Here is an 11,778-nt window from a genome sequence, read left to right as displayed (position 1 = left end):
GGAGACTTTCGGCAGATTCTCGCGTTGGTTGCTCTTTTTCGGAGTCTGGAGACATCTCGCAGAACGCAAGAAAGCCCGTGTTTTGCGGGCTTTCTGTGACTTAGGTGCACACTATCGTACGTTGAGTGAGTGGCTGGCTGGGGCGGGAGGATTCGAACCTCCGTATGGTGGAATCAAAATCCACTGCCTTACCACTTGGCGACGCCCCAATAACGGGAAGAGCGAAAGAGCGGCAAGCGTTCCGCGAGTTCCTGTTGGCAACGCCGGTCTATAGAGCCATATCATTTATTTCAACCGGGTAGAGGGACGAATTCGGATGGAATTTGAGCCATTCCGCCATGGCCCGCGACGCCCGGGTTCGGCTTGCCGATTCCGGCCCTCCCCGGCCCCAAAGGCCGTCCTTTTTGCCGCCGATGCCCTTCGGGAGTTGAGAGAAGCGCCGTTTCATGGGAAGACGAATGGCTCCTTGTAAGAGCCGATGAGAGAGCGGGAAGCCATGACCTATCGCGCGCCGATCAACGACATGCTGCTGGCCCTCAACCACGGCGCCGGCCTTCAGGCGGCCGTGAAAGCCGGCCATTATGGCGATTTCGACAGCGATATCGCTGCCGCCGTGCTGGAGGAAGCCGGCCGGTTTGCCTCCGACGTGCTGGCGCCGCTCAATCGCGTCGGCGACGAACACGGCATCAAGCTCGACGGCGGCAAGGTGACCACCGCACCCGGCTGGCCCGAAGCCTACCGGCGCTGGACCGAGGCCGGCTGGAACGCCGTCTCCGGGCCAGAGGCATTCGGCGGCCAGGGCCTGCCGCTTGCGATCAACGCGGTGTGCACCGAAATCTGGAGTGCGTCGAACATAGCCTTCGGCCTGTGCCCGCTTTTGACGCTGAGCGCGATCGAGGCGCTTGAGGCGCACGGCAGCGACGAATTGAAGAAGACCTATCTCGAAAAGCTCATTTCGGGCGAATGGCCGGGCACCATGCAGCTGACCGAACCGCAAGCGGGTTCGGATGTCGGCGCCTTGCGCACCCGCGCCGAACGCGCCGCCGACGGCACCTATCGCATCAAGGGTTCGAAAATCTTCATCACCTATGGCGATCACGACATGAGCGACAATATCGTGCATTTCGTGCTCGCGCGCCTGCCGGATGCGCCACCCGGTACCAGGGGCATTTCGCTGTTTCTGATTCCGAAATTCCTCGTCGAGGCGGACGGCTCGCTGGGGGAACGCAACGACATCTACGCCTCGGGCATCGAGCACAAGCTCGGCATGCATGCTGCGCCCACCTGCACCATGACGATGGGCGATCGCGGCGGCGCGATCGGATACCTGATCGGCGAGGAGAATCGCGGCATGCACTGCATGTTCACGATGATGAACCAGGCCCGCCTCGGCGTCGGACTTGAGGGCGTCGGCATCGCCGACCGCGCCTATCAGCAGGCGCTCGCCTATGCCCAGGAGCGGCGCCAGGGCCGCGCGATCGGCAAGACCGCCGAAGGCTCGGACCCCATCATCGTGCACCCCGACGTCAAGCGCATGCTGATGCAGATGCGCGCGCTCACCGCCGCGGCGCGGACGATCTGCTATGCCACCGCGGTCGCGCTCGATGTTTCGGTTCGCGCCAAGGACGCCGGGACGCGCGCGGCGGCTGCAGCACGCGGCGCGCTGCTCACGCCGATCGCAAAAGCCTTCTCGACCGACATCGGCAATGAGGTGGCTTCGCTCGGCGTGCAAGTTCACGGCGGCATGGGTTTTATCGAGGAAACCGGAGCTGCGCAGCATCTTCGCGACGCCCGCATCACCCCGATCTATGAAGGCACCAACGGCATCCAGTCGATCGATCTCGTGACGCGAAAGCTCGCCGCCAATGGCGGGGAGTCGGTGTGGGCGCTGTTCGACGAACTCACGGGAATCGTCAGGCAGGTCGAGGCCTCGAACGACCCGGCCTTCGGCACCACGGGTGCAAAGCTGCGCGATGCGCTCGCCTCGCTCGAGCGCACCAGCCGCTGGCTGCTCGAGCGCGTTACCTCGGCGCCGAACGATGCGCTGGCCGGTGCGACACCCTATCTGCGGCTGTTCGGGTCCACGCTCGGCGGATGCATGCTGGCATCCGAAGCGCTTGCCGCGCGCGATTTCAGTGAAGGCGACGCGCAGCGCTACGTCACGCTGGCGCGGTTCTTTGCCGAAAACGTTTCGGTACAAGCGGGCGCGCTGGAGAAAACCGTGATCGAGAGCGCGGATGCCGTAAACAGGGCCGACGCGGTGCTGCTGGGATAATCTGCGCACCTTTGGTCGTCCCCGCGAAAGCGGGGACCCATAACCCCCAATGCCGGTTGTGAACACAACCCTGGCTCCATCTTTGCGCAGCGGGGACAATTGTGGTTATGGGTCCCGGATCGCGCTCGCTCTGGACAACGCTACGCGTTGCCAGAGGCTCGCTTGTCCGGGACGACGTGAGATTGCTCCAGAGCTGTCGCTCCTCGCAATGACGCGTCTTCGCATTCTCGCGGCGCACTTCGCCCGAGCTTTGCGACATTCATGTCCCTCCATAAGGAGGGCGCAGGGAATGCCGGGTGCTTAAGCCAGCACCCGCAGCCTCACGTGCAAATGAAAAAAGCACATGAGCTTAAGTCACCACAGGTACAGCCAAGTCACCGGCATTCCCTGCGCGATGGTGTTAACGGTTTCCTTCGCGCTCTCCCCGGTGATCGGGCTTGTTTGTCACCGTCGCCGGCGCGATGCGAAAGCATCGTCGCCAACTTGACGCCAGCGTCGAGACGTCAGGACCACACGACTTCGCCGTCCGCGGCATGGTCGTTCGTCTTTCGACATGGCCGCGTCCATCGCATCCCGCCTCACGTTTCGTGACGATAGCGCATACGCCCCTCTTGCCGAGGCGGGATGGTGCGAATCGATAAAGCTGTTTCTACCGAATCGTGAAGCGAAAAATTTTTCGCTGATGGGCTGGACAGACGTGGAAATGCTCGACACGCAAAAACACTGATTTGCCCGTCGGGCAAATCAGCGTTCCAGTGGAGGGACTGGTATATGCGCCGGGGGGCGGTCGTCTGGGGCGCAGGTCCAGTACGGGGGTCGGAAGCCGGCGTCGACAATCAGTTCAATCTGGCGACGCTTCGATGACCGCTTCCACAAAGAAAATCCAAACGTGCGTTTTGGGTCACGGGTCGACACGTCACCGCATTGTGAGGAGCATTGCGTAGCGACGCCGTCCTTCGCACAGGCGAACGGAAGCGACGCCGTTGTTCGAGCGGCTATGCCCGGCCATGACGGGTAACCACGGTAGTGCCAGACCTCACTGCTTCTGAAGCTTTGTGATCGTCCTGGTACCGCCGGTGTCGCTGGCCGTATACGTCACCTTGTCGCCGGCATGGAAGTCGTCGAGCGAGATGCCTTGCACCTTGAACCGTTCGGTGGCGCCGCTCGCGCTCGCTCCGACCGTGCCGTTCTGGATCTGCCGTATCGCGACCGAGCCATTGAGTCGATTGACCTCGGTAATCATTCCCGCCGGCGATTGTTGAGCCGCCGGATTTTGTGGTTGGACCGTCGGAGTTTGCTGAGCCAAAGCAGCCGAGCTCATGATGACCGACGCAGCAATGCCGGCCGAGATAATTTTTGCGGTCTTCATCGCAGTCTCCCGCTTCCGTGGCTTCTCGCGATAAGCCGCAAGCCACGCATTTCGTTCCGGCCGATGGAACTCACCCGCACCATTCATCGCAACCGGAACCATGGAGCGGCCGCTATTGTACCGGCATCGGCGGGCGCGGCGCGGTCACAAGGCCGGGATCGTTGGGCGGCGGCGGCAGCGTTTCAACCGGACGCTGCGCGTATGGCTGAGCGACCTGCGGCGGCGGCGGAGATGCCGCGGCTTGCGTCGCCGGATATGGCGTCGCTGACGGCCGGTAGGCGGGCGCGGCTGCGCCTAGCGACGGCGTATATGGTGGGGGCACCGGCTTGCGGGGCGCGACGGCAGGATGCGGCGGCGCCGCCGTCAGCCGCGCACGCGCGTTCTGCTCGTTGGCTTTCGCCAGCTCGCGCGCCATCTGCTGCTGGTTCGCTTTCAACTCAGCAATGCTGGCCTTGAGCGCTTCGATCTCCTGCCCGACGCTGGCGAGATCGCGCGCCGTCGATGGCGCCGGATCCGCCGGTTGAGCGGCGTTGATGGCCGGCTGTGCCTCGGCGCTCGCCGGTGCTGGTTCGGCAGCCGCGGTCTGTGGCGGTGTATCCTCGCTCGCGGCGGGCTCGGCGGAAGGCGAGCTCGAAGGCGAAGTGAGGCCCAATTTCTCGAGTGGCAGCGAGGTGGTGACGGCCGCCTTGGGCAACCACTTCCAGGCGATCTTCTTGAAGGCATAGCCCGAAGCCTGCCACGCCATGGCGGCAGCACCGATGCACCCCGCCAAAAGCACCGCCGCGAGAGCGCGCATCACTCGCCGACCAATCGACCACCGGCGCTTGAGGAGATCATTGTTGACGTCGGTCGCGCGAAAGGTGGTATCGACCGGTGGGACCGGTGAGCTGGGTCCTGCGCCGCCTTGCACGTCGGCATGCTGACGCGCTGCGGCGCGCAACAGATCGGAAATCTCGTCATCGGCGGGCGCAACCTGGACGTGATCGGCCGGGACCACCACGAAATCGTGCGGATCGTCGGTCGGTTTGCGGTTCAGCGAGGAATGCATTGGCCCTCCATATTCAGTCCAATGTCACCGGCGTGGTGCGAACTTTCGGAATCCGAGCTCCAAGCATGATCCGCAAACGTGTGCAGCGGTTCTCCGAAGAAGTTCATGCTCAACCAAAGAACCAAGGCGCGATGACGATTTAACCAAATCTCATCGCCCCTTGGACTTCATCGCCACTTGACCAACCAAGGCGATTCCCAAACCAAGGCGATTCAATGGAGAGGTTGAGGCCTCTTTTTGGGTAAGTCCCCGTCCGGCCGGCGTTTTCTGCCGACGGCGCGCGCTGGCGGTTCGATTCCGGCATTCGCATCCAGGCCGCCATGCTCGCGAAGGGTGGAATCGAAGTACCACCGGTGTGGCGGTTCAGAAGTCCGCATCATTGCTGCCGCGAGTTCGGTCAAAACAACGACTTACGAGCTGGAAACGATGACTTACGAGCGTCCTTTCGATTCCGAAATTCGCAAACGGGGTCCCGGCAAAATGATGCGAACTTCGGAATCGAGACACCAGCAAGTATCAGATTGCAGTGGAGTTTGAGATTTGACATTCGCTTTGCGAGCCCGCGGGCCGGGCAACGAATGTCAATCTGCTTTACCAGGTGATCGGCTTCAGGCCCGCTTCGATCGCGGCGCGCCGAGGTTCGAGGAAGGGCGGCAAAGCGAGCTTTTCGCCAAGCTTGTCCATCGGCTCATCGGTTGCAAAGCCGGGCCCGTCGGTTGCGATCTCGAACAGGATGCCGTTGGGCTCGCGGAAGTAGAGGCTGCGAAAATAGAAGCGATCGACCTCGCCGCTGTTGGGAATGCCAAGCTCGCGCAGGCGCCGCGTCCAGCCGTGGTATTGCGTCTCATCCGGCGTGCGAAACGCGACGTGGTGCACGCCGCCCGCGCCCTGTCGCGCCACAGGCAACTCCTTCTGCTCGATCACGTGCAGTTCCGCGCCCGGCCCGCCCTCGCCCATCGCGAACACCTGCACATCGGCCTTGCTATCCGCCGCCGCGTAGTCGCGCAGATGACGCATGTTCATCACGCCTTGCAGAACCATCGCGGTGCGGGAAAGGTCGCGCACGTCGAGGTGAATCGGGCCGAGGCCGCGGATCTGGTGCTCGGCCGGCACGGTGCTCTTTTCCCAGGGCGATGCCGGACCGACACCACCGTCATCCACCAGCGTCAGGCGCTGGCCTTCCACGTCCTCAAACGTCAGCGTCAACCGGCCGTCGACTTCGGTGACCTCTCCCGTCGGGCCGCCCGCCTTGCGCAAGCGATCGCGAAAGTAGCCGATGGCATTTTCGCCCGCGACCCGCAAACTCGTGCGGGAAATGCTGTTGCTCCCGCGCCGCTCCGGCGGAACCGCAAAGTCGAAGAAGGTCAGATCGGTGCCCGGATTGGCCTTTCCGTCGGCATAGAACAAATGGTAGGCGCTGACGTCGTCCTGGTTGACGGTCTTCTTGACCAGCCGCATGCCGAGCAGGCCGGTATAAAAGGCCAGATTCTCGCGCGGTTTCGCCGAAATCGCGGTCAGATGGTGAATCCCGGTGAGTTGCATCGTCAATTCCTTGCGCGTCGGTGCGTCGCCGAAAAAGCGCCGTTCGCGGGTTTGGGCGGGCCCGTGGTCCGATTCTAGCATTCGCTTCCTATTGCAGCAGGCACTTTTGCCAATGCTAGAATCAAAGGACCACCAGCCAAATATTGAATTCCAGTGGAGTTTAGGATGTGACATTCGCTTAACGAGCTTGCGGCTAGGTGGGTAGCGAATGTCACATCCACTCCACTAGCAGGTTGATGTAGGGTATTTTGGAAAGACTAGCCAGCCACACCTTCCACTGTCGCAAAGGCCGGACCCATGACCGAACATCTGATCATCACCGACGAAGACGCCACAAGGGTCATCACGCTGCGCCGGGCGGAGAAGAAAAACGCGATCACGCGGGCGATGTATCGCGGCATGAGCGAAGCGATCGACACCGCGCAGGCAAATCCGGCGATCCGGTGCATCATCATCGCCGGCGGCCTTGGCGCATTCACCGCCGGAAACGACCTGGAGGATTTTTTAAAAGACGGCACCTCGCAAACCGACACGCCGCGTGCCTCCGAGGCCACCAGGTTTCTCTACTCGCTTTCCCACAACGCCAAGCCGATCATTGCCGCAGTCGACGGCCTCGCGATCGGCATCGGCACCACCATGCTGTTCCATTGCGATTATGTGATCGCCAGCACGGCGGCGAGTTTTTCGACGCCGTTCATCCATCTCGGCCTCGTGCCCGAAGGCGCCTCCAGCCTTTTGGCGCCGCGCATCATGGGACATCAGCGTGCGTTTGCGATGCTGGTGATGGGCCGCTCGCTCACCCCTGAGGAGGCCAAGGCGGCCGGTTTCGTCAACATGGTGGTCGCGCCGGGCCGAGCCGAGGCCGAGGCGCGCAAGGTCGCCCGCGAGATCAGCGCGCTGCCGGCGGAAGCGGTCGCGATTTCGCGAAAGCTCGTGAAGCTGCCGCCGGAAGACCTCACCCGCAGGATCGATCAGGAGGGCTATCTGTTCGGCGAACGCATGCGCTCGAAGGAAGCGATCGGAGCCTTCAAGGCATTTTTTGCGCGCAAGAAGGCTTGAACAAACCGTCTCGCCTGCCCTTTATGAATACGGTCATGAGACGCAAACTTCCTCCTGCGCTGGCGGCGCTGGCGCTGTTCGGCGCGATGCAAGCGCCGCCTCCCTGCTCCGCCGAGGATGCAGCGCCGGTCGACCTGCGCATTCTCGCAATCAATGATTTCCACGGTTACCTCCGGCCGCCGTCAGGCGGAATCAGGATCAGCGATCCCGACGATGTGACCAGAAAGATTGCGGTTCCGGCTGGCGGCGCCGAGCACATGGCGACGCTGGTGAAGGAACTCCGCCGGGGTCGAAAAAACACGATCTTCGTTGCGGCCGGCGACCTGATCGGGGCGAGCCCGTTCCTGTCGGCGATGTTTCACGACGAACCGACCGTCGAATCGCTGTCGATGATGGGGCTCGAACTGGCTTCCGTCGGCAATCACGAATTCGACGAGGGCAAGGCCGAACTGAAGCGGATGCAGAATGGCGGCTGTCATCCCGTCGACGGCTGTCAGGGGCCGCACGCGTTTTTAGGTGCAAAATTCCATTACCTTGCGGCTTCGACCATCGAGAAGGATACCGGCAAGACGATCTTTCCGCCTTACGAGATCCGCCAATTCGACGGCATCCCGGTCGGCTTCATCGGCCTGACCTTGAAGGGCACGCCCGATATCATTTCCCCGACCAGCGCGGCCGGGCTCGAATTCAGGGACGAGGCGGATACCGTGAATGCGTCGGTTGCGGAATTGAAGGCGCGCGGCGTCGAGGCCATCGTCGTCCTGATCCACGAAGGCGGTTTTCCGACCGGCGACTACAATGAATGTCCCGGCATTTCCGGCGCCATCGTCGAGATCACCAAAAAATTCGATTCCGCCGTCGACGTCGTCGTCAGCGGTCACACCCATCAGGCCTATGTCTGCCAGATCGACGGACGTCTCGTCACCTCAGGCGACAAATACGGCACCCTGGTCACGGCGATCGATCTGAAACTTGATCCGAATACCCGCGATGTCGTCAGCGCCAGGGCCGATAACGTGATCGTGCGCTCCAACAGCCTGCCCAAGGATGCGCGACAGACCGCCTTGATTGAAGCCTACGACAAGGTTTCCGCGCCGATCGCCAACCGCCGCGCGGGCTCCATCACCGAGACGCTGTCGCGTGTGCCGGGCGCAGCCGGCGAGAGCGCGCTCGGCGATATCATTGCCGACGCCCAGTTGGCCGCGACCAAGGCGGACGGCAATGGCGGAGCCGTGATCGCGTTTACGAATCCCGGCGGCATTCGTACCGACATCGTCAGGAAGGAGGATGGCGCGGTGACCTACGCCGAGTTGTTCGCCTCGCAGCCGTTCCGCAATCAGCTCGTCACGCTGTCGCTGACCGGCGGCCAGATCAGGAACATGCTGGAACAGCAATGGCTCGACCCCAGGCGGCCGCGAATTCTCCAGGTCTCGAAGGGTTTCCGCTACACCTGGGACGCCGCAAAGCCCTACGGGGAGCACGTGATCGCCGCATCGATCTCGCTCAACGGAGAGCTGGTCGATCCGCTCAGGAGCTACCGGGTGACGGTGAACAATTATCTCTCGGTCGGAGGCGACGGCTTCACCGTGCTGAAGGAGGGAACCGCGCAGCGATTCGGCGTATTCGACGCCGACGCCCTCTACACCTATTTCCAGGCCAACAGTCCGATTGCACCGGTCGCGACTGAGCGCATCGCGCGACTGAATTGAACGAGCAACCGGCATTGATGCTAGGGAGTGCGCCCAGGCGGTTGCCGGGAAGGATTGCCTGCGCGGGCTCTTTTCGAACAGCCGGCGAGCCCTTAGATTAGCCTTTCCCGGGAAAGCGCGTTTGACGCGCAAAAGGGAGTGCGGCGAATTTGAAGTTGCTGTCGGTGCCGCTGCGACGTTGCTACGGGAATTTAAAATTCAAAAGCCGCTACTCGAATTCCAAGTTTGCCAGAGCCCCTTTGATTCCAGGTTCGCATCAGAGGTCGCCACGATAGTTTTGCGAACTTCGCAAAATCGGAACTCCGGTGCATGACCACGCTGCTTCTCACCCATTCGGCCTGTCTCGACCACGCTACGCCTCCCGGGCATCCCGAGCGCCCGGACCGGCTGCGCGCGGTCGCCCAAGTGCTTGGCGAGGATCGCTTCAAGAACCTGGTGCGCGGCGAAGCGCCGGCAGGCAGTCTCGATCTGGTCACGCTCTGCCACAGCGAGCATTATGTCGGAGAGCTCCGCCGCATCGCTCCGTCGAGCGGCCTGATCTATCTCGACGGCGACACATCGATGTCTCCCGGCACCTGGGAAGCGGTGATGCGCGGCGTTGGCGGTGCGGTCGCCGCCACCGATGCGGTGATGTCGGGCAAGCACCACAATGCTTTCGTCGCGGTTCGGCCCCCCGGCCACCACGCCGAGACCAGCACGCCGATGGGCTTCTGCTTTTTCGACAACGTCGCCATCGCGGCGCGTCATGCGCAGCAAAAGTACGGAATCGCCCGGGCGGCCGTGGTCGACTTCGATGTGCATCACGGCAACGGCACCCAGGAAATTTTCTGGGCCGACAAGACGGTGATGTATTGCTCCACGCACCAGATGCCGCTGTTTCCCGGCACCGGCGCCCGCGGAGAGCGCGGCGAACACGACAACATCGTCAACGCGCCGTTGGCCTCGGAAGATGACGGGGCGAAATTCCGCGCCGCGTTCGAGAACGTGATCCTGCCGCAGCTCACCAAGTTCAGCCCGGAACTGATTCTCATCTCCGCCGGTTTCGATGCGCATTACCGCGATCCGCTTGCTTCCCTCAATCTCAAGGCCGAGGACTTCGGCTGGGTCACGCGCAAGCTGATGGAACTCGCCGATCGCACCGCGGGCGGGCGGGTGGTTTCGGTGCTCGAGGGCGGCTACGATCTCCAGGGCTTGAGAGAATCGGTCGCGGCCCATGTCACCGCATTGATGGGCGCGGAATCCCGGCCTAATACATCTGTCTAGTGCGGTGAATTTGAAGTTCCTGTCAGTTTTGCTACAAACTCTTCACAGGCACTTCAAATTCAAAAACCGCACTATAAAACATTAGGTTACCAGTGCTCCTTATGATTCCGAAGTTCGCATCAGTGGTCGCCGCGAATGTTTGCGAACTTCGGAATCGGAGCACTGGTGGTCCGATTCTAGCATTCGCATCCCCCTCATACTGACGGGAAAACATCATGGCCGAAAACCCTCCAGGGGACGTCAAGAAGCTCAGCTTCGAGCGGGCGATCGAGGAACTCGAATCGATCGTCAAGCGCCTAGAGGAAGGCAAGGTGCCGCTTGAGGAATCAGTGACGATTTACGAGCGCGGCGAGGCCTTGAAGCGGCGATGTGAGGAATTGCTGCGGCAGGCGGAAGCGCGGGTCGACAAGATTACCACTGACGCAAACGGCCAGCCGACCGGCACCGAGCCGCTCGACGTGCAGTGATGATTTTCGCACTCGGTCCGATCCCGCGGTTCCAGCCCTGGAACAGGGCCAATTGGGGACTCGGAATCTCCCTGAAATTGCCCGGCGAAGGTCGCGCCGAAGCCGCTGATTTGGGCGAGAGGGAACCCAAAGCCTGCCGCCGCGATTAGCATTCCAGGTTCCGCCGTTTGGCCAGGCGCCCTGAGGTGGGTTGGCTTTGTTGGTCACTTTAGTGTAAAGATCGGAACGCTATGGGCTCGCCAAAGCGCTATCCCGTCCGTGCTAAAGTGACAGTAAGCGCTTGAAATAGCTAAATAAAACAATTGACAAGGGTGAAACTGCCAAAGGTGACGCATATCACATTGAAGGATCGGGAGCACGTGTCGACTATCAAATTGGGCTCCGGTCTCCTCAGGTGGTATCCAGCGTCCGGGTTTTCGCTGCGCTGAATCTGCGCAACCCATCTCCCGTCGGACGATTAATCCCGATCTGCAACATTGGAATTTCGCTGTGACCACATTCAGTAAGACGCCCCTTCTCGACACCATCCGCACTCCGGAGGATTTGCGCCGCCTCAAGGTGGAACAAATCCGGCAAGTGGCCGACGAACTTCGCCAGGAGACCATCGATGCCGTCTCGGTGACCGGGGGACATTTCGGCGCGGGCCTGGGTGTGGTCGAGCTGACGACCGCCCTGCATTATATCTTCGACACCCCGCGCGACCGCCTGATCTGGGACGTCGGCCACCAGGCCTACCCGCACAAGATCCTGACCGGCCGCCGTGACCGGATTCGCACGCTGCGCACCGGCGGCGGGTTGTCGGGTTTCACCAAGCGCACCGAGAGCGATTACGATCCGTTCGGCGCCGCGCATTCCTCGACATCGATTTCGGCTGCGCTCGGCATGGCGGTGGCGCGCGACCTCTCCGGCGGAAAGAATAATGTCATCGCCGTGATCGGCGACGGCGCGATGTCCGCCGGCATGGCCTATGAGGCCATGAACAATGCGGGCGCGATGAATTCGCGCCTGATCGTCATACTCAACGACAACGACATGTCGATTGCACC

10 protein-coding genes and 1 tRNA gene are annotated in these 11,778 nt (G+C 62.0%); 7 read left to right on the top strand and 4 right to left on the bottom strand.

Translation table 11 applies throughout. The features are described from left to right. Positions 1-134: 134 nt before the first annotated feature. Positions 135-209 (bottom strand) — tRNA-Gln (locus VNX23_RS18240). Between the two features lie 287 nt (positions 210-496). Here VNX23_RS18240 and VNX23_RS18235 point away from each other — a divergent pair. Next, positions 497-2,275, top strand: coding sequence for an acyl-CoA dehydrogenase (locus VNX23_RS18235; RefSeq protein ID WP_325632266.1), 1,779 nt, complete (start codon positions 497-499; stop codon positions 2,273-2,275). 553 nt (positions 2,276-2,828) lie between these two features. Beyond that, positions 2,829-3,002: a hypothetical protein gene (locus VNX23_RS18230; RefSeq protein ID WP_325632265.1), complete on the top strand. Its 174-nt coding sequence runs from the start codon at positions 2,829-2,831 to the stop codon at positions 3,000-3,002. 309 nt (positions 3,003-3,311) lie between these two features. Here VNX23_RS18230 and VNX23_RS18225 read toward each other — a convergent pair whose 3' ends face one another. From VNX23_RS18225 to VNX23_RS18215, 3 genes are all read right to left on the bottom strand, one after another. Beyond that, on the bottom strand, positions 3,312-3,644 hold the full coding sequence (locus VNX23_RS18225; RefSeq protein ID WP_325632263.1) for a copper-binding protein: 333 nt from the start codon (positions 3,642-3,644) through the stop codon (positions 3,312-3,314). 112 nt (positions 3,645-3,756) lie between these two features. Further along, complete coding sequence (locus tag VNX23_RS18220) at positions 3,757-4,692, bottom strand: hypothetical protein (RefSeq protein WP_325632261.1); 936 nt, start codon at positions 4,690-4,692, stop codon at positions 3,757-3,759. A gap of 591 nt (positions 4,693-5,283) precedes the next feature. Continuing rightward, positions 5,284-6,240, bottom strand: coding sequence for a ring-cleaving dioxygenase (locus VNX23_RS18215; protein WP_325632270.1), 957 nt, complete (start codon positions 6,238-6,240; stop codon positions 5,284-5,286). Between the two features lie 291 nt (positions 6,241-6,531). Here VNX23_RS18215 and VNX23_RS18210 point away from each other — a divergent pair, with 291 nt between their 5' ends. From VNX23_RS18210 to VNX23_RS18190, 5 genes are all read left to right on the top strand, one after another. Continuing rightward, entirely contained in the window at positions 6,532-7,293 is a 762-nt protein-coding gene (locus VNX23_RS18210) for a crotonase/enoyl-CoA hydratase family protein (protein WP_325632259.1), read from the top strand. Between the two features lie 35 nt (positions 7,294-7,328). After that, positions 7,329-9,002, top strand: coding sequence for a bifunctional metallophosphatase/5'-nucleotidase (locus VNX23_RS18205; protein ID WP_414643029.1), 1,674 nt, complete (start codon positions 7,329-7,331; stop codon positions 9,000-9,002). Between the two features lie 309 nt (positions 9,003-9,311). Beyond that, positions 9,312-10,265 carry a histone deacetylase family protein gene (locus VNX23_RS18200; RefSeq protein WP_325632258.1) on the top strand — a complete coding sequence of 318 codons (954 nt, stop codon included), beginning with the start codon at positions 9,312-9,314 and terminating at the stop codon, positions 10,263-10,265. Between the two features lie 215 nt (positions 10,266-10,480). Next, positions 10,481-10,732 carry an exodeoxyribonuclease VII small subunit gene (locus tag VNX23_RS18195; RefSeq protein WP_325632256.1) on the top strand — a complete coding sequence of 84 codons (252 nt, stop codon included), beginning with the start codon at positions 10,481-10,483 and terminating at the stop codon, positions 10,730-10,732. 489 nt (positions 10,733-11,221) lie between these two features. After that, on the top strand, positions 11,222-11,778 hold a 557-nt coding region (locus tag VNX23_RS18190), incomplete at its 3' end, for a 1-deoxy-D-xylulose-5-phosphate synthase N-terminal domain-containing protein (RefSeq protein WP_325632254.1).

Origin of the sequence: Bradyrhizobium sp. (genome assembly GCF_035570375.1) — a bacterium.
GTDB lineage: Bacteria > Pseudomonadota > Alphaproteobacteria > Rhizobiales > Xanthobacteraceae > Bradyrhizobium.
This window is presented reverse-complemented; position numbering and strand designations above follow the sequence as displayed.

Coding starts and splice junctions, on each gene's coding strand:
- VNX23_RS18235 (WP_325632266.1), top strand. CDS start 497: ATGACCTATCGCGCGCCGATCAACGACATGCTGCTGGCCCTCAACCAC.
- VNX23_RS18230 (WP_325632265.1), top strand. CDS start 2,829: ATGGCCGCGTCCATCGCATCCCGCCTCACGTTTCGTGACGATAGCGCA.
- VNX23_RS18225 (WP_325632263.1), bottom strand. CDS start 3,644: ATGAAGACCGCAAAAATTATCTCGGCCGGCATTGCTGCGTCGGTCATC.
- VNX23_RS18220 (WP_325632261.1), bottom strand. CDS start 4,692: ATGCATTCCTCGCTGAACCGCAAACCGACCGACGATCCGCACGATTTC.
- VNX23_RS18210 (WP_325632259.1), top strand. CDS start 6,532: ATGACCGAACATCTGATCATCACCGACGAAGACGCCACAAGGGTCATC.
- VNX23_RS18205 (WP_414643029.1), top strand. CDS start 7,329: ATGAGACGCAAACTTCCTCCTGCGCTGGCGGCGCTGGCGCTGTTCGGC.
- VNX23_RS18200 (WP_325632258.1), top strand. CDS start 9,312: ATGACCACGCTGCTTCTCACCCATTCGGCCTGTCTCGACCACGCTACG.
- VNX23_RS18195 (WP_325632256.1), top strand. CDS start 10,481: ATGGCCGAAAACCCTCCAGGGGACGTCAAGAAGCTCAGCTTCGAGCGG.